The following is a 16,683-nucleotide window of genomic DNA, read 5'->3' as shown; positions in this document are numbered from 1 at the left end:
ATCTTCTCTAGAGTCTTTGACGTAAAATGGGAGAGACCGAATCCTTCCACTGGTAGAAATCCCCTGCCAGGATGTGCGCGCGCGCCGTGCGTACCAGATCCAGATAAAAGGCCAGGTTATGAATCGAGGCAATCTGTTTGCCCAGGTATTCCTTCGAGACGAAAAGGTGCCGTACGTAGGCTTTGCTGTACTCGGAATCAACGAAGCTGGTACCGCTGGGATCCAGGGCGGAAAAATCATTCTTCCACTTCTCGTTCTTAAGATTCATCACTCCATTCCAGGTAAAAATCATGCCATTGCGCGCATTGCGGGTGGGCATCACGCAGTCCATCATATCTACACCCAGACCAATGCTCTCAAGAATATTCCAGGGGGTTCCTACCCCCATAAGGTAGCGCGGCTTTTCTTTGGGCAGGATGTCGGTCACCTCATTGGTAATACGGTACATCTCCTCTTCGGGTTCTCCTACGGAAAGTCCTCCGATGGCATTTCCCACGGCATCCTGCTCGGAGATGAACTCCGCGGACTGTCTTCTCAGATCGCTGTAGGTGGATCCCTGAACGATAGGAAACAGGTGCTGTTTGTGCCCATAGCGCTCGGGATGGTTTTTTGTCCAGTCAATGCAGCGCTTCAGCCAGCGGTGGGTCATCTCCATCGACTCACGCGCCTGGGTATAGCCGCAGGGGTAGGGTGTGCATTCGTCGAACGCCATGAAAATGTCGGCACCAATATCCCTTTGGATCTCCATGGATTTCTCCGGAGAAATAAAATGGAGACTTCCGTCGATATGGGATTTAAATTTAACACCCTCCTCGCTCATCTTCCGGCTTGCCGACAGGGAAAAGACCTGATAGCCCCCCGAATCGGTAAGAATGGGAAGATCCCAGTTCATGAAAGGATGCAGCCCCCCGGCGCCACTGATGACTTCCATAGTGGGACGAAGGTAGAGGTGGTAGGTGTTGCCCAGGATAATCTGCGCCTTAATGTCTTCGCGCAGTTCCCTCTGGTGTACCGTCTTTACGGACGCAACGGTCCCGACGGGCATAAAAATGGGCGTCTGGATGGCTCCGTGGTCGGTCTGAATCGTTCCTGCACGCGCCTTGCCAGAGCTCTGACTTTCTATTGTGAAAAATTTTGAATTCATAGTACTATCGGGCAAAGGCAGGAACCTCTCCGTTTTCTTCTGTTTTTTTGTTGATATAGGCCTCTGCCTTGGGATCTTTCTTTTTGATTATTTCCTGGGCTTGGTCCATGATCGATTCCAGTTTGCGGGGGGAAGCAATATAATACTTATAGCTTTCCGCAAAGGTTTTTGCACTGACCTTATGCTCTTTCAGTATATAGCGGGACTGCAGCTCGAGATTGCCTTCGGGGTTGAGGTAGCTCATCTGGTCGTTCAGGGCAAAATCCGCAATGACGGCGGCCATTTTTTCCTCCGAAAGAAGTGCTTTGGGTGCAACCACCGGGGCTGGATCCTTACAGGCCCAGCTACAGGTTAAAAGCAAGAGAAAGAGCAGCGCGCGTATCATAGTCTTCCGATTAGTGATTTCCATTTAAGTGCCAGGATTCCAAATACCGCCTCGCCGATAATTCCTCCATTCATTTTGCTTTCTCCCAGTATGCGGTTGGTGAAAATAATAGGAACTTCCACGATGCGCAGACCTTTTTTCACCGCGCGGTATTTCATCTCCACCTGAAAACCGTAGCCCTTGAGTCCAATGCGCTCCAGTCCTATGGCCTCAAGGGTAGCTCTTTTAAAGCATACAAAGCCGGCCGTGGTATCGTGCACTTTTATTCCCAGTATAAAGCGCACGTACTTGGAGGCAAAGTAGGAAAGCAGCACGCGGCCCATGGGCCAGTTCACTACATTCACGCCCTGGGAGTACCTCGATCCTACCGCCATATCGGCCTCTTGGCAGGCGGCAAAGAGTCGGGGAAGGTCCGCGGGATTATGGGAGAAATCCGCATCCATTTCGAAGATATAATCGTACCCGCGCTCCAGCGCCCATGCAAATCCATGGAGGTAGGCTTTTCCCAGACCGTCCTTTACGGTGCGCACCGTAAGATGCAGAAGGTTCGGGTAGTCTTGCTGAAGGGTCTGTACCACCGCGGCAGTGCCGTCGGGCGAGGAATCGTCCACCACCAGAATTTCAAATCCGTCCTCTAGAGCGAATACAGCATGTATAATCCCTTGGATGTTCTCTATTTCGTTGTAGGTGGGTATGATTACCAGTTTTTTCATATGCGAATGCAAAGATAATCTATTTTTCAAATGGACTTTGGGTATAATAATTTCTTACTTTTGCACAAAATTCTTTCAAGTGCTACGGATAGTGGAAAATACCGATTGGGTTGTGGGGATCATCTTGGGGTCGGTACTGCTTTACATACTGGTGCTACACGTGTTGCAGCGTCAGCCTAATGTACTGAAATTTCTAAACCAGGATTTTCAGGATTCCGGCAATATTTTTCCGTCCTTTCTCTTGGTCTCTACTGTATTTATTGTGCTTTTAAGCACCCTTACCTACAACTTTGTTCCCTCGGTGCCGCGCTGGGTCTCCCAAGTAGGGGTAGCAGGATTCGAGCCTACCCGTTTTGGATACACCTTACTGGTAGTTTCTGTTTTTTACTTTGTAAAGTTCTTTCTGACTTTCTTTTTCTTCTCCAGTGTTGATATCCTCAAAGGCTGGGGAAAGATGTATTTCCTCTGCCTGAAATACTATTTTGTACTTGGCCTGGTGCTGATTGTGCTGCTGTTTTTTGTTTTCTTTACCTCGGTGGATCATTTCCTGCTTCTACAGCTGTTTTTTTATGGCGCGGGACTGAGCCTTTTCTTTAAAGTTATCTACTTTCTACTGCATCCGGGTAGGATTCTGCCACAGGAGTGGTATTATAAAATTTTGTATATTTGCACGCTGCAATTTGTACCCTATATCGTTCTAGGAAAGTTGCTGTTTATATAAATGCTACTGATGATGAAAATTAAGTCGATACTAGTTTCTCAGCCCGCTCCCAGTGAATCGTCTCCGTATTTGGAGATTGCTAAAAAAGAAAAGATTCGGATTGATTTTCGCCCGTTTATTCATGTGGAAGGCGTCGAAGCAAAGGAGTTAAGAGCGCAGAAAATTGATTTGAACCAATTCACGGGTATTATTTTTACCAGTAAAAATGCTATAGATCATTTTTTCCGTTTGGCCGAAGAGATGCGTTACAGCGTACCGGATACCATGCGCTACATCTGCCAAAGCGAGGCAGTAGCCAACTACCTTCAAAAGCACATTGTGTACCGAAAGCGTAAAATCAGTTTTGGTGAAAAGAACTTTTCCGATCTGGCGCCGCTGTTTAAAAAATACCCCAACGAAAAGTACCTTCTGCCTTCCTCCGACGTGCTCAATGCCGATGTACCTTCCACGCTGGAGAAAGCCGGAGTAGAATATTCGCGCGCTATTATGTACCGCACCGTGTGTTCGGACCTCTCGGATATCGAAATCGCCGCATACGACATGCTGGTATTCTTTTCTCCGCAGGGGATTAAATCACTGCATGAGAACTTCAAGGACTTTACGCAGGGAGATACCAAGATTGCGGTATTTGGAACCACTACGCTAAATGCTGCGGAAGAATCGGGACTGAAGGTAGATGTCATGGCACCTACCAAGGAGACGCCCTCGATGACCATGGCTATAGAGAAGTTTATACGCAACGGAAAATAGATTGTTGTACACAACGAAGATAACAGCCGTCTATACCTTAAGGTTTAGATGGCTTTTTAATTAAATTATGAAACCACCTGTAGCCAAAAAAATTCCCCATAAAGTCTATGCGCCGTTCGAAGAGCGCGAAGATCCCTACTACTGGATGAATCAGCGGCAGGACCCTGAGGTGCTCGCGCACCTAGAGGCAGAGAACCGCTACGCGCAGAGCGTTCTCTGCCCGACCAAGCAGCTGCAAAGCGAACTCTTTGAAGAAATGAAGGCCCGTTACAGGAAAGACGACGATTCTCTTCCCTATTTTTTTAATGGGTACTGGTATATAGTGCGCTACGAAAAGGGAAAGGAATACCCGGTTTTTCTGCGCAAGAAAGAAACCCTTAGTGCCCGGGAGGAGCTCTTGCTGGATGCCAACGCGCTTGCCCAGGGGCATTCCTATCTGGATGTAGGCAGCATTGCAGTAAGTGAGGACAACCGGCTCTTGAGCTACAGTTTTGATACAGTAGGAATGCGCAACTTCACTGTGCATTTTCGCGACCTGGAAACGGGCCAAAATCTGGAGGATACCCTGGAAGACACCAGCGGAAAGGTGGTGTGGGCCGGGGACGGAAAACACGTCTTTTATGTAACCAAAGACAGTGCGCTTCGGGCCTACAGGGTGCTAAGGCATACTCTGGGCACTGCAAAGGAGCAGGATACTGTGGTTTTTGAGGAACCGGACGAGACCTTTGATGTGCACGTCTACAAAAGCAAATCGCAGAAGTATATTTTTATTTCCTCTTCTTCCTCGGTAAGCGACGAGCACCATTTCCTCCCCTCCAGTGATGTGCACAGCCCCTGGCGCGTGCTTCAGCCAAGGACCAGGGATCTGGAGTATGCCGTGGAACATTTCGGGGACGAATTCTTTATCATCACTAATGCCCAGGGTGCCACGAATTTCAAATTGGTTAAAACCCCTGTGGAGACTCCGGGAATAGAGCATTGGCAGGAGGTGGTGCCCCACCAAGAGGAGGTACTGCTGGAGGGCTTTGAACTCTTCGATCAGTATTTGGTGCTGGAACAGCGCATTAAAGGACTTTTGGAAATTAAAATTATCGAGTTTTCCACCGGCGACTCGCATGTGATTGAATTTAGTGATCCCTGTTATACGGCGTACATAGGGGTGAATATGGAGTTTTCCACCACCAAGCTGCGCTACGGCTATACCTCCCTAACGAAGCCCAGCAGTGTGTACGAATACGACATGAAGACCCGCAGTACAATGCTTCTCAAAAGGCAGGAAGTACTTGGGGATTTTACTCCCGACGACTATACCAGTGAGCGGCTTTGGGCCACGGCCCGGGACGGAAAAGAGGTGGCCATTTCCCTGGTGTACCGTAATTCCACCCCAAAAAGCAGCGAAACTCCCCTTCTTCTGTACGGGTATGGAAGCTACGGCCATACGGTGGATGCTTCTTTTTCCAGCGTGCGTCTTTCGCTTTTGGACCGGGGATTTGTTTTTGCCATCGCCCATGTGCGCGGGGGCGAGTACCTGGGAAGGGACTGGTACGAAGAGGGAAAGCTGCTGAAAAAGAAAAACACCTTTTATGATTTTATCGACTGCGCACACCATCTGATACAGGAGGGCAGAACCAGTGCAGCGCACGTCTACGCTATGGGCGGAAGTGCCGGAGGTCTGCTGGTGGGGGCGGTTGCCAATATGGAGCCGCAGCTCTTCCGCGGAATTGTGGCGCAGGTTCCCTTTGTGGATGTGCTCACCACGATGCTCGATGAAACGATACCTTTAACTACGGGCGAATACGATGAGTGGGGGGATCCCCGCAAGAAAAAGTATTATGAATACATACGCTCCTATTCTCCGTACGATAATGTGGTCCCACAGGCCTATCCCAGCATATTGGTGAGCACCGGTTTCCACGATTCGCAGGTACAGTATTTTGAGCCTGCCAAATGGGTCGCCAAGTTGCGGGAGTATTCGACCAGCGGCAATCCTATACTACTGGTCACCGATATGGAATCGGGCCATGGAGGAAAGAGCGGGCGTTTTGAATCCCTGCACGAGGAAGCCCTTGAATATGCATTTTTATTAAATTTAGAACACAACCCATGACAGAAGCGCAGCTTTGGAAGGAAGTGGAAAAGTTCTTTGAAGAGCACTTCCAGACCGAACCCCACGTACCTATTGAAACCGTACTTTTTCTTATCGGAGTACAGGAACTGGGCAGTGGCAAGCAAAAATATACCAAGGACGATAAACTGAATCTGATACACATCGCCGTGTGCCGTTTGCTCCAGCCCTTTGGATTCTATGAATTCTCGCACTACGACGACCAGGGCTATCCCCATTTCACCGAGAAGGAACCCATGCCGGAACTAAAGCCCAACGAACAGACCCTTCTTATGAAAAAGGCAGTCATTCAGTACTTTATCGATGAAGAGCTCTTTTCTCAAGACGTACTCCAGGCCCTGGAGTAAGTATTAAAAAAAAGTTAAAATTGCGGTATAGCTCAAAAAATGCACAACAAAAAGGTGCATTTTTTGCTTTTATATTGTTAAATGCATTAATTTTAACAATTGAAATGAAAATTATAACATGAATCAAAGGTTTATTCCTATCATTTCGTTTTTAATGTCGGTGTCGGTAATCGTCTTTGTCACGCTGCAGATCAAGTGGCTCAAGGAATACTACGGCGCCCTGGACCAGGATTTTTCCAACAAGGTAGAGACTGCATTAGAGAAAGCCGTGGGGGAGATTTCTGAGCTGGAGATTGACCGTTATCTTAATGAGACCTATAAGGATTTTGGAAGGACGGTAATTGCCAACAGCCAGCAGCCCAGCTCTACGATCATCCAGCAGACCGAGGATTCCGCTTCGAGAAGAACCATCACCTACCAGCAGAACATCATCGAGCGGGAGAATTTGCCGATCGATAATTCCGGAGACAGTCTGAACCGGATCAAGATGTGGACCGATGAGGTGCTGGTACGCATAAAGAAAGACACTACCCAGCCCGAACCGCTTACCGCGGCACTGAACTCCTCGATCACCTCCGGAGAGTATAACCTTAAGGAATTCACGCGGATCGTGGGCAATAATCGCCCGATTGAAAACCGGGTAGACCATAAAACACTGGATTCTGTGGTTTCCAGGGAGCTAAAGAAGCAGGGGATAAGCAGTGATTTTGGCTACGGGATCTACGACCGAAACAACCGCCTGACCTCCATTACCGATAAGGATTATAAACTTTCGGAACAAAGCTCCACCTATAAGAAAGTACTATTCCGGGATGCCGAGGATAAAACCCTCTATACGCTTGCTCTGGTTTTCCCAAGGAAAAACTTTTCCCTTATAAAGAATAATCTTCCGATGCTGCTCGGTACGTTTTTATCGCTTTTGACCATTTTGGGTATTTATATTACCTCCATTAACTATATGATGCGCCAGAAAAAGATCGCCGACGTAAAGACCGACTTTATAAACAATATGTCGCATGAGTTTAAAACGCCTTTGGCCACCATATCGGTTGCCACGGATTCCCTGGCAAACGATAAGATAGCTACCAATCCCGAGAAGGTGAAATACTACTCGCAGCTTATCAAGCAGGAAAACCTGCGCATGAAAAAGCAGGTGGAAAACGTGCTGAACATGTCCAAACTCGAGCGTAATGAAGTGCAGCTGTTTTTACGGGAAACGAACATGCGCGAACTCATCATGGAGATAACCAAATCCTTCCAACTGATTGTGGGGGAAAGAAACGGCCAGTTAATTAAGGAATTCACAGCCGAGAAATACCACCTGAAGGTGGATGAGTTCCATATTTCCAATATGCTGGTTAACCTATTGGACAACGCTAATAAATACTCACCCGATACGCCGGAGATAAAGGTGCGTACCAGTAACGAGGGCAACTGGTATGTCGTTGAGATTTCCGATAAGGGTATGGGACTGGAAAACCTTAACAAGAACAAGATATTCGAGAAATTCTTCCGGGAGGAAACCGGCAACATCCACAATGTCAAGGGGCAGGGACTGGGTCTCTCCTACGTGAAGAAAATTGTAGAACTGCACAAAGGGCAAATCAGTGTAGATTCTGTAAAAGGTAAGGGCTCTACCTTTACCATAAAGCTGCCCTTATCGTAACACCTAATAATTAAAAAACACCACATATGAGCAACAGAATATTACTAGTAGAGGACGATCAGAGTTTCGGAGCGGTACTGAAAGACTATCTGACCATTAACAATTTCGAAGTAACCCTGGCCACCGATGGGGAACAGGGACTGAAGGAATTTACTGAGAACGAATTCGACATCTGTATTTTCGATGTCATGATGCCCAAGAAAGACGGATTTTCCCTGGCGGAGGATGTGAAGAAAATTGACAAGAATACACCAATTATTTTCTTAACGGCCCGCAATATGCGCGAGGACATCTTAAAGGGCTACCAGATCGGTGCAGACGATTACATCACCAAGCCTTTTGATACGGAACTGCTATTGTACAAGATCAAAGCTATTTTGCAGCGAAGCACGAGCCTGGAGAGCGAGGAACAGGAGCAATTTAAGATCAGCAACATTTATTTCGATTCCATGCTGCGGCAGCTTAAAGTGGGAGAGACCGAGTACAAGCTTTCGCCTAAGGAGAATGAACTGCTTAAGCTTCTGTGCATTCACCGCAATGATTTTATGCCGCGGGATTTGGCACTGCGCAAGATCTGGAAGAAAGAGAATTACTTTACCGCCCGCAGTATGGACGTATACATTGCAAAGCTGCGCAAACTTCTAAAAGAAGACGACGGACTGGAAATTATCAATGTCCATGGCGAGGGCTTTAGACTCCTTGTGAAGAATTAATCGGGAATTTTTCCCACAATAATCCATCCCTGAACGTTCAGCTTTCAGGGATTTTTGTTGTTCTCCAGCGCCTAGACCAAGCTGTTTTTATCGCTGTAGTTCAGCTTGAAGAAAATGGCCGTCATGATGGAAAACGCCAAGAGGGAGCTTCCCCCATAGCTGAAGTAGGGCAGGGGAATACCTACTGTGGGAAACAGTCCCATCACCATACCGATATTGATTCCGAAGTGGATCAGCAGTATGGATGCAAAACAATAGCCGAAGATACGTCCGAAGGAGGTTTTAAGATTCTCGGAGAGAAAGTAAATCCGGGCAATATAAAAAGCGTAGAGTAGTACCAAAACACTGCTCCCTAAAAAACCCCATTCCTCCCCCACGGTACAGAAAATGTAGTCGGTTTCCTGCTCTGGTACAAATTTACCTTGGGTGACCGATCCCTGCTGGTAGCCTTTTCCGGTCAGTCCTCCCGAACCGATTGCGGTCTTGGAATACAAAAGGTTGTAGCCCGATGTATCCCGAAAGGCTTTTTCCCCTTTATAGAGCACTTCGATACGCTCCCTTTGGTGTTTGGGCAGTTTTTCCAGTACCACGGGCGTGGCAAAGGCCAGTGCAATCAAGCTTCCCAGAGCCAGTATGGTAAGACCTATACTTACAATATTCCAGTGAATATGGCGCCGGTTGAGAAGCCATACGATCAGCGCAATGAGCAAAATGCCCAGGGCCACGTACTGGGCAGGTACGGCGATGGCGGTTAAGAATACGGCCGCCACAATACCGATCACCCCAAAAAACCAGCCGCTTAATCCCTCGCGGTACAGCGCGATGAAAAAAGCGCCGAAGACCAGTAAAGACCCCACATCGGGAATGGCAAGCACTACTATTGCCGGAATTAAGACGATAATAAGTGCCCCCCGTAAGGATCTTTTGTCCTTTATATTAAAATCCGGTCCGGATACGTAGTTTGCAAGCATCAGGGCCGTGCCTATTTTGGCAAATTCTACCGGTTGCATGGTAATGCTGCCGAATTTATACCAGTTCTTCTGTCCGAGAATCTCCGTACCGAAGGGGAAGAGTCCTATCAGCAGAAGCACCCCGAGGATATAGAAAATACTGGAGAGATTCTCAAAGAAATTCGAGCGGCTGAGAAAGATTCCTATGCCTACCACCAGGGAGATGCCAAAGAATACCATCTGCTTGATTCCCAGCGAGGGATCCACACTGTAGATATTGGCAATAGCAAACAGGCATATCACAAAGTAAAGTCCGATTCCCGTGCGGTCAAGTCCTTGGGTCCATTTCATAGCTCGAGCTTAGGGTGTTTTTCTTTTCTTTAGCAGTAGCTGCAGGGAATCCTGCGTGCGCTGCAGCTGGTTTCGTTTAGGCCCACGGGGTACCATACGCAGCGAATCCTTTACCGCTTCCAGCCGTAGCGAATCCTGGTTAATGGGATGGTCTTTCCCTTTCCGTTTTAAATCCTCGATCCACTGTCTTCGGTATTCAGGCATGAAGCTGGCGTTAATCATCCGGTCGTAGAGATGCGGCCGCTTGATGGTCCCGGTAAGGTATTTTTCAGCAATGATGGTACTGGCAGGACCTGCCCAGGTGGCGCCAAATCCCGCATGCTCCATCAAGGCCACTACAACGATTTTGGGGTTCTCTTTAGGGGCAATCATTACATAAACGGAATTGTCCTTGCCCTGGGGAACCTGCGCCGTTCCGGTTTTTGCAAGCTGCGTGAAATCCTTGGACTGAAGCCCCCGGCCGGTTCCGTTGAGCACTACCTGTTCCATTCCTTTGAGTATGGGGATATAGTGCTTAGGATCCACCAGGGTTTTGTGTTTTTTCCTAAACCGAGGATCCGGATTGGGCTTTCCGTCGATGGACTTAACAATATGTGGGGTATAGTACCAGCCCTTATTGGCAATGGCGGCCACACCGTTGGCCAGCTGAAGCGGCGTGAGCATCACATCGCCCTGACCCATTCCGTTGAAAACGGCCCCGGTGGCCAGGGGATCCCATTGCTTGGGATTTTTCTTACTGCCGCTGGCTTTGTAAATGGAAGCCATGCGTCTTTCGTAGAATTCGCCGCTTGGAATCCGGCCTTTCACTCCCGTGGCCAAATCGTTGTTCAGATACTTTCCAAAGCCAAAGCTCTCCATAATGCGCTTCCACTCATCAATTCCTTTGGAGGGATTTCCGGGGTACTTATTGATAATAGCCAGGTAGGCGTAGGAGAAATGGCAGTTGGAGGACACCTGAATGGCCGGGATTAACGGGTCGGCACCCCCGTGCCCTTTGATGCGCAGGCCTCGGTAGTTGAACCCACCGCCGCAGGGAAATATGGTGTTCTCGTCCATTACCCCCATCTGCATGGCGGCCAGTGCCGTGAACATTTTAAATGTGGATCCCGGCATATGGGCCGATTGGGTGGAGCGGTCAAAGAAAGGCATATTAAATTCATCGCTCAAAAGGCTGTTAATCTGCTTGGATTTCTCAGGTCCTGTGAATAGATTCGGATCGATGTCTGGCCCGGTGGCAAGCACCAGTATTTCTCCTGTGGTGGGATCCAGCGCTACGATGGCGCCCCGCTTGTTTACGAGCATTTCCTGAGCAATGCGCTGCAAGTCGTAGTCAATGGTTAGGGTAAGGTCGCTTCCGGTCACCACATCTTTGTCAAGCTCTCCGTTCTTATAGGGACCGATACTTCGGAGTTTGATGTCTTTCTGAATATACTGTACTCCTTTCGTTCCGCGCAGTACTTTTTCATACGCTTTCTCTATTCCGGATTTTCCGATCAAATCCCCCGGAAGGTAGTAGAGGGAATCTTTCTTGATGTCGTTGCTGTTTACCTCATTGGTGTAACCCAGCAGGTTCCCGGAGGTCTCTACCTCGTACTTGCGCTCGGGTCTTTGCAGGATACTGAACGCCGGATATTTAAAGATGATCTCCTGAATGCGCGCTATGTCTTCGCGGTCCAGGTTTTTTAAAAACGTCATGGGCGTTACCCGGGAATAGTACTTTTCCTTTTTTAATTGCGCGATGCGGTTTTCAAAATCGCTTTTACTTATCTGCAGTAAATTACAGAATCCAAGCGTGTCAAAATCCGGTTTAAGGAGGGCTTGGGTGAAGGTAATCTCGTAGGCCGGCTGATTTCCTACCAAGATTTTACCGTTACGGTCGAAGATGATTCCGCGCTGGGGAATTATATATTCGGTCTTTATGGACGTGTTTGCCGCATTGAGCGCGTACCGGTCGGTGAAAAGCTGTAAATAGGCCAGCCTTGCAATGAAGATAACTGCAAGAAAGAAAAGAGTAAAAGTGATTTTAAAGTACTGCGATTTCACACCTTTTGTTTAACCCGGAATGCCAGAGCAAAGATTAGAATAAAAATAAATGAGATGAAGCTTGTGGCTAAAATATTCAAAAATATCTCTAAAATACGGCTGAATTTGAAAAATTCAAAACTCTGCACAAAAAACTGGTGTATAAAGATGCTGGCAAAGAGGAAGAACAGGAACTGGTTCCATTGCAGGGACTGAAACGAGAAAAAGTCGGTGGAGGTCTCCGTGGAGGTCCGGAAAATAAGGGTCCGGAAATACGCAACAAAGGTGGTGGCCAGGGCATTGATTCCCCAGGTTCCAAGGAAAGCATCTATAAGCAGACCCAAAAGAAAGCTCTGAAAAAGGAAAAGGTACTTGTTTCTAAAAAACGGATAAAAAAGTACAAAGGCCGGATAAAGCACAGGGGTATAACGGTCAAGCAGCACCATGCGGTTGAGTACAAAGATCTGAAGCGCTACCAAAAGCGCAATCCAAAACACATCACTTAATATACTTCTGCTAATCATCTTTATCCATTGCTGCCTTTAAAGAATCCTGTATCATACTAATCTCTTTCTTTTGAAGGTGTTTTACTATATAGACTTTCTTAAGGTTCCCCATTTGCTCACTCAGCTCCACGCTTATATCCCAAAAGCCGGTCTTGGTATCTACATGGTAGCCTGCTACTCTACCTACCATTACCCCTTCCGGAAAGATGGCCGACTTACCGTCGGTAACCACTGTGTCGCCCACTTTAAGAGGCACGTATTTGGGCACATCGGAGAGATGCATCAGCCTTGAATCTTCTCCTTTCCAGGTTAGGGTACCGAAGTAGCCTGAATTCTTCAGGGCCGCATTGATCCGTATTTTGTTTGTACTTAAGATAGACTGCGCCAGAGAATACTGCCCCGTGGTATTGATTACAATTCCTGCGATTCCTCTCGGGCCAATCACCCCCATTTGGGGCTGTACCCCATGGCGCTCTCCCCGGTTTATGGTGAAATAATTATCGCTGCGGTTTATGCTGTTGTGTATAATTTCCCCGTCCAGCACCGTATAGATCTGCTGGTTGCTGGCTACATCGTCAACGCGCGTGATTTTTGCCACCGAATCGCTCGAAGTTCCATAGAGTTTCTGCATGAGGTCCTTGTTCTGGGCCACAAGCTCTTCATTGATCTGCTTTAACCGCAAATAGGACGTCCCCTCATCGATATACCCGGAGATTGTGGAATTCACAGCAGCCGTTCTTCCCGCAATCCAGCTTCTTTGCATGGAATTACGGGTGAAAATAAGGATAAGAGCGATTATTTGCAGGAAAAGAAAAAAGACAAACAGTCCATTTCGTGAAAACAAACGCAGCAAAAAGCCCATTCAGGAAAAATTAGTTATGAATTAACGGATCAGGAAATTAAATTTATCCATGTTTTTTAGGGCAATACCTGTTCCTCTTACTACGGCTCTAAGCGGATCTTCGGCTACAAATACCGGAAGGCCCGTTTTGCGGTGCAGTCTGTCGGCAAGGCCTCTAAGAAGCGCGCCACCTCCTGCGAGATAAATACCGGTTTTGTAGATGTCGGCTGCAAGTTCCGGAGGGGTTAGGGAAAGGGTTTCCATAACCGCATCCTCAATACGGATAATGGACTTGTCCAGGGCGCGGGCGATTTCTTTATATCCAACCATAATCTCCTTAGGCTTACCGGTTATAAGGTCACGTCCCTGAACCGGGATGTCTTCGATGTCAACATCCAATTCTTCCACGGCAGAACCTACCTCAATTTTCACTCTCTCTGCGGTGCGCTCTCCGATGTATAGGTTGTGGTGGGTGCGAAGGTAGTAGGCAATGTCGCTTGTGAACACATCTCCTGCGATCTTAACCGACTTATCACACACAATACCTCCAAGGGCTACAACGGCAATCTCTGTTGTTCCACCGCCTATGTCGATGATCATGTTCCCTTCCGGTTTCTGCACGTCAATACCCACCCCGATAGCGGCCGCCATTGGTTCGTAGATAAGACGTACTTCCTTTGCATTCACCTTCTGAGCGGAATCCCGTACGGCTCTTTTTTCCACCTCCGTGATGCCGGAGGGAATACAGATTACAATCTTTAATGCCGGTTGGATAAGCTTGCCTTTGATTCCCGGAATTTGCTTGATGAATTCTTTGATCATATGCTCGGAAGCATGGAAATCTGCAATAACCCCGTCTTTAAGTGGGCGGATGGTACGAATATCTTCATGGGTTTTACCCTGCATATGTTTGGCTTGTTCCCCCACGGCAATGGGTTTGCCGGACTGTCTCTCAATGGCTACAATCGACGGCTGGTCGATTACAATTTTATTGTTGTGAATGATCAGCGTATTGGCTGTTCCCAAGTCGATCGCAATCTCTTGCGTAAACATATCAAATAATCCCATTTTTTCTTCTAAACTATTAAGTGTACAAAGATATACATTTAGACGCATTCTAAAAGAGGGCCTCCCCTTTATTTGGTTAAAGTTTTATTAAAATTTGGAAGGTAAAATACCTTAAAATCAGGCGCTAATTTTCGTGGAATTGCCCCATAAACAGCTACTGCGATTTATTTTAAAAAGCGTAAATTTGCGATCGTTTATTATGCCACAAAATTCGAACATACATCAGACTTCCAATTTTGCTGTACTAAGCGTCAGCTTTGAGAAAGCGGATGCCGAGACACGCGGGAAATTTGCCTTTTTTGATGAACATGTCAAGTCGTTTGTGAACCGCGTCCACAGTGAGAATCTGGGGGATGCATTTGTTGTTTCGACTTGCAACCGCACAGAAATCTATACCACGACTCCCAACTACCTGCTCATAGCCGAGCAGTACTGCAAAGCCGTGGACGTAGACCTGATGGATTTTATGAAGTATGCGGAGATTCTCAAGCGCGAAGAAGCGCTCACGCATCTATTTAGGGTTGCTGCAGGACTGGAAAGCCAGATTCTGGGCGATTTTGAAATTATAGGGCAGATCAAAAATGCCTACAACCGTTTTAAGAAAGAAAAATCCAAATCCAACCCGTATTTAGAACGGGCAATCAATTCCGCGATCCAGATTTCAAAACGCATCAAGAACGAGACGGGTATTTCCAATGGAGCCGCCTCGGTTTCGTATGCGGCGGTGCACTATATCTTAAATGCGGAGCGGCAGCTTTCCGACAAAAACATTCTGCTTCTGGGCGTGGGGGAAATAGGTCAGAATACGGTGGAAAACCTGGTAAAGCATATCTACCAGCCGAAGGTCAAAATTGCAAACCGTACTACGGAGCTTGCCGAAAAAATCGGTAGCAAGTACAATATACCCCATATTGAGTTTGAGCATTTTACCGCAGAACTCAAGCAGACCGATATCCTGATTGTAGCCACGGGCGCGTCACGGCCCATCGTGCGAAAGGAACATTTCCAAGGCGTTGACCAAATGCTGGTAATTGACCTTTCCATCCCAAACAATGTGGACCCACAGGTCTCGGAGCTTCCCGGGATTGAACTGGTGGATGTGGACGTACTCTCCAATCATATCCAGGAAACGATGGAACAGCGGAAAAAGGAAGTGCCTAAGGCCGAGATGATTATAAAAGACATGACACAGGAGTTTTTGGACTGGGAGAAAAAACGAAAAATGGCGCCCAATATCCACCATTTCAAAGCAATCCTGAAGAATATGGAGCGCAATGAAATGCACAATATTCATAAGAAGCACCGGTATGTGGGGATTGACGATATGGAACTCTCCGACAAGCTGATACAGAAGATAACCAATCGCTTTGCCAAATACATTATAGAGCATCCCTGGAAAGCGGACGAGCTTACCCAGCTCATGCATGAGATTTTAGTGGAACAACCTAATAAAGAATTCAATGAAAAGCATTAAGATTGGAACACGTAATTCCCCTTTGGCATTGTGGCAGGCAAGGGAGGTGGCAAGGCACCTTCAGAACCTCAATTACACTACCGATATTACCCCAATTGTCTCGACCGGTGATAAGAATCTCACCGAGCCGCTCTACGCAATGGGCATCACCGGGGTATTCACGCGTGATCTTGATGCTGCGCTTCTTTCCGGAGAGATTGACGTAGCGGTACATTCCCTGAAGGATATACCCACCCTTCTTCCGGAGGGACTTGAGATAATCGCCTATTTAGAGCGTGATTTTCCGCAGGACGTTCTGGTGCGCTCCTCCGCGGCTAAAGATAAGAAACTCAGTGAGCTACTGATCGCTACGAGTTCCTTAAGAAGACGCGCCTTTTGGAAAAACCATTTCCCTCATGCCGAGTTTGTGGACATTCGCGGCAATGTGCAAACCCGGCTGGACAAGCTGGAATCCGGGGTGGCCGATGCCACCATGTTTTCCAAGGCAGGTCTTGAGAGGCTTGAGTTGCCGGTAGCATACGAAGAGATTCCCCAATTACTATGCGCTCCTTCCCAAGGGGTGGTAGCGGTAACGGGACGTACGGACAATCAGGAAATAAACACCATTTTACGCGATATCAACGATTTTAAGACGCAGATTTGCGTCGAGATAGAACGGGACTTTCTAAGGACTCTAGAGGGCGGATGTACGGCCCCCATAGGAGCGTATGCAGAGCTCGTGGGCTCCGATATTCGTTTCCAGGGACGTATCTGTTCCCTGGATGGGGCAGACCTTCTGGAAATGGAAGAAGTCTTTGCCTACGATAAAATGAAAGACCACGGCGTGGAGCTGGCCGAAAAAATGCTGGAGAATGGGGGTCGTGCGCTGATGCAACAGATAAAGGGACAAACCGGTTAGAATTTCCAG

Annotated in this window: 16 protein-coding genes; 8 read left to right on the top strand and 8 right to left on the bottom strand. The window is 47.6% G+C overall.

Annotated elements, in window-relative coordinates:
• Positions 1-7 precede the first annotated feature (7 nt).
• The 3 genes from tgt to IC612_RS03720 are packed head-to-tail and all read right to left on the bottom strand — an operon-like array spanning position 8 to position 2,242.
• Positions 8-1,144 carry a tRNA guanosine(34) transglycosylase Tgt gene (tgt, locus tag IC612_RS03730; protein ID WP_194738828.1) on the bottom strand — a complete coding sequence of 379 codons (1,137 nt, stop codon included), beginning with the start codon at positions 1,142-1,144 and terminating at the stop codon, positions 8-10.
• A gap of 4 nt (positions 1,145-1,148) precedes the next feature.
• Positions 1,149-1,529 carry a DUF4296 domain-containing protein gene (locus tag IC612_RS03725; protein WP_194738827.1) on the bottom strand — a complete coding sequence of 127 codons (381 nt, stop codon included), beginning with the start codon at positions 1,527-1,529 and terminating at the stop codon, positions 1,149-1,151.
• On the bottom strand, positions 1,526-2,242 hold the full coding sequence (locus IC612_RS03720; protein WP_194738826.1) for a polyprenol monophosphomannose synthase: 717 nt from the start codon (positions 2,240-2,242) through the stop codon (positions 1,526-1,528). Before IC612_RS03720 ends, IC612_RS03725 begins: the two co-directional genes overlap by 4 nt.
• Positions 2,243-2,321: 79 nt before the next feature.
• On the opposite strand from IC612_RS03720, the gene IC612_RS03715 reads away from it, so the two are divergent.
• The 6 genes from IC612_RS03715 to IC612_RS03690 all read left to right on the top strand — a co-directional run bounded on the left by IC612_RS03715 (position 2,322) and on the right by IC612_RS03690 (position 8,564).
• A complete protein-coding gene (locus tag IC612_RS03715; protein ID WP_194738825.1) occupies positions 2,322-2,963 on the top strand; it encodes a DUF4271 domain-containing protein in 642 nt (213 codons plus the stop codon).
• 12 nt (positions 2,964-2,975) lie between these two features.
• Positions 2,976-3,713, top strand: coding sequence for a uroporphyrinogen-III synthase (locus IC612_RS03710; RefSeq protein ID WP_194738861.1), 738 nt, complete (start codon positions 2,976-2,978; stop codon positions 3,711-3,713).
• 67 nt (positions 3,714-3,780) lie between these two features.
• Positions 3,781-5,820, top strand: coding sequence for a S9 family peptidase (locus tag IC612_RS03705; RefSeq protein WP_194738824.1), 2,040 nt, complete (start codon positions 3,781-3,783; stop codon positions 5,818-5,820).
• A complete protein-coding gene (locus IC612_RS03700) occupies positions 5,817-6,185 on the top strand; it encodes a hypothetical protein (RefSeq protein ID WP_194738823.1) in 369 nt (122 codons plus the stop codon). The genes IC612_RS03705 and IC612_RS03700 overlap by 4 nt, the downstream gene beginning before the upstream one ends.
• 118 nt (positions 6,186-6,303) lie before the next feature.
• Positions 6,304-7,851: a sensor histidine kinase gene (locus tag IC612_RS03695; RefSeq protein ID WP_194738822.1), complete on the top strand. Its 1,548-nt coding sequence runs from the start codon at positions 6,304-6,306 to the stop codon at positions 7,849-7,851.
• A 26-nt stretch (positions 7,852-7,877) separates the two neighbouring features.
• On the top strand, positions 7,878-8,564 hold the full coding sequence (locus IC612_RS03690; protein WP_194738821.1) for a response regulator transcription factor: 687 nt from the start codon (positions 7,878-7,880) through the stop codon (positions 8,562-8,564).
• Positions 8,565-8,635: 71 nt separating this feature from the next.
• Here the strand turns inward: IC612_RS03690 and rodA are convergent, their stop codons facing one another.
• From rodA to IC612_RS03665, 5 genes are read right to left on the bottom strand one after another with little or no spacing between them, the layout of a single operon-like run.
• Positions 8,636-9,865 carry a rod shape-determining protein RodA gene (gene rodA, locus IC612_RS03685; protein ID WP_194738820.1) on the bottom strand — a complete coding sequence of 410 codons (1,230 nt, stop codon included), beginning with the start codon at positions 9,863-9,865 and terminating at the stop codon, positions 8,636-8,638.
• 9 nt (positions 9,866-9,874) lie between these two features.
• Positions 9,875-11,908 (bottom strand): peptidoglycan D,D-transpeptidase FtsI family protein, encoded by a 2,034-nt coding sequence (locus tag IC612_RS03680; RefSeq protein WP_317173986.1) that lies wholly within the window; start codon positions 11,906-11,908, stop codon positions 9,875-9,877.
• Complete coding sequence (locus tag IC612_RS03675; RefSeq protein ID WP_194738819.1) at positions 11,905-12,411, bottom strand: rod shape-determining protein MreD; 507 nt, start codon at positions 12,409-12,411, stop codon at positions 11,905-11,907. The genes IC612_RS03680 and IC612_RS03675 overlap by 4 nt, the downstream gene beginning before the upstream one ends.
• The gene (gene mreC / locus IC612_RS03670) at positions 12,404-13,255 is read right to left on the bottom strand and encodes a rod shape-determining protein MreC (protein WP_194738818.1); all 852 of its coding nucleotides are present in this window, start codon (positions 13,253-13,255) and stop codon (positions 12,404-12,406) included. The genes IC612_RS03675 and mreC overlap by 8 nt, the downstream gene beginning before the upstream one ends.
• A gap of 21 nt (positions 13,256-13,276) precedes the next feature.
• Positions 13,277-14,302 (bottom strand): rod shape-determining protein, encoded by a 1,026-nt coding sequence (locus tag IC612_RS03665; protein WP_194738817.1) that lies wholly within the window; start codon positions 14,300-14,302, stop codon positions 13,277-13,279.
• Positions 14,303-14,501: 199 nt separating this feature from the next.
• Here IC612_RS03665 and hemA point away from each other — a divergent pair, with 199 nt between their 5' ends.
• Complete coding sequence (hemA, locus tag IC612_RS03660; protein WP_194738816.1) at positions 14,502-15,776, top strand: glutamyl-tRNA reductase; 1,275 nt, start codon at positions 14,502-14,504, stop codon at positions 15,774-15,776.
• Positions 15,763-16,674 carry a hydroxymethylbilane synthase gene (gene hemC / locus IC612_RS03655; RefSeq protein WP_194738815.1) on the top strand — a complete coding sequence of 304 codons (912 nt, stop codon included), beginning with the start codon at positions 15,763-15,765 and terminating at the stop codon, positions 16,672-16,674. The genes hemA and hemC overlap by 14 nt, the downstream gene beginning before the upstream one ends.
• Positions 16,675-16,683: the final 9 nt, after the last annotated feature.

The organism is Planobacterium oryzisoli (genome assembly GCF_015354315.1).
Taxonomy (GTDB): domain Bacteria; phylum Bacteroidota; class Bacteroidia; order Flavobacteriales; family Weeksellaceae; genus Planobacterium_A; species Planobacterium_A oryzisoli.
Note: the sequence above shows the minus strand (reverse complement) of the source record. Positions and strands in the feature narration are given on the sequence as shown.

Coding starts and splice junctions, on each gene's coding strand:
- IC612_RS03695 (WP_194738822.1), top strand. CDS start 6,304: ATGAATCAAAGGTTTATTCCTATCATTTCGTTTTTAATGTCGGTGTCG.
- IC612_RS03705 (WP_194738824.1), top strand. CDS start 3,781: ATGAAACCACCTGTAGCCAAAAAAATTCCCCATAAAGTCTATGCGCCG.
- rodA (WP_194738820.1), bottom strand. CDS start 9,865: ATGAAATGGACCCAAGGACTTGACCGCACGGGAATCGGACTTTACTTT.
- IC612_RS03665 (WP_194738817.1), bottom strand. CDS start 14,302: ATGGGATTATTTGATATGTTTACGCAAGAGATTGCGATCGACTTGGGA.
- hemA (WP_194738816.1), top strand. CDS start 14,502: ATGCCACAAAATTCGAACATACATCAGACTTCCAATTTTGCTGTACTA.
- tgt (WP_194738828.1), bottom strand. CDS start 1,144: ATGAATTCAAAATTTTTCACAATAGAAAGTCAGAGCTCTGGCAAGGCG.
- IC612_RS03725 (WP_194738827.1), bottom strand. CDS start 1,529: ATGATACGCGCGCTGCTCTTTCTCTTGCTTTTAACCTGTAGCTGGGCC.
- IC612_RS03720 (WP_194738826.1), bottom strand. CDS start 2,242: ATGAAAAAACTGGTAATCATACCCACCTACAACGAAATAGAGAACATC.
- IC612_RS03690 (WP_194738821.1), top strand. CDS start 7,878: ATGAGCAACAGAATATTACTAGTAGAGGACGATCAGAGTTTCGGAGCG.
- hemC (WP_194738815.1), top strand. CDS start 15,763: ATGAAAAGCATTAAGATTGGAACACGTAATTCCCCTTTGGCATTGTGG.
- IC612_RS03700 (WP_194738823.1), top strand. CDS start 5,817: ATGACAGAAGCGCAGCTTTGGAAGGAAGTGGAAAAGTTCTTTGAAGAG.
- IC612_RS03710 (WP_194738861.1), top strand. CDS start 2,976: ATGAAAATTAAGTCGATACTAGTTTCTCAGCCCGCTCCCAGTGAATCG.
- mreC (WP_194738818.1), bottom strand. CDS start 13,255: ATGGGCTTTTTGCTGCGTTTGTTTTCACGAAATGGACTGTTTGTCTTT.
- IC612_RS03675 (WP_194738819.1), bottom strand. CDS start 12,411: ATGATTAGCAGAAGTATATTAAGTGATGTGTTTTGGATTGCGCTTTTG.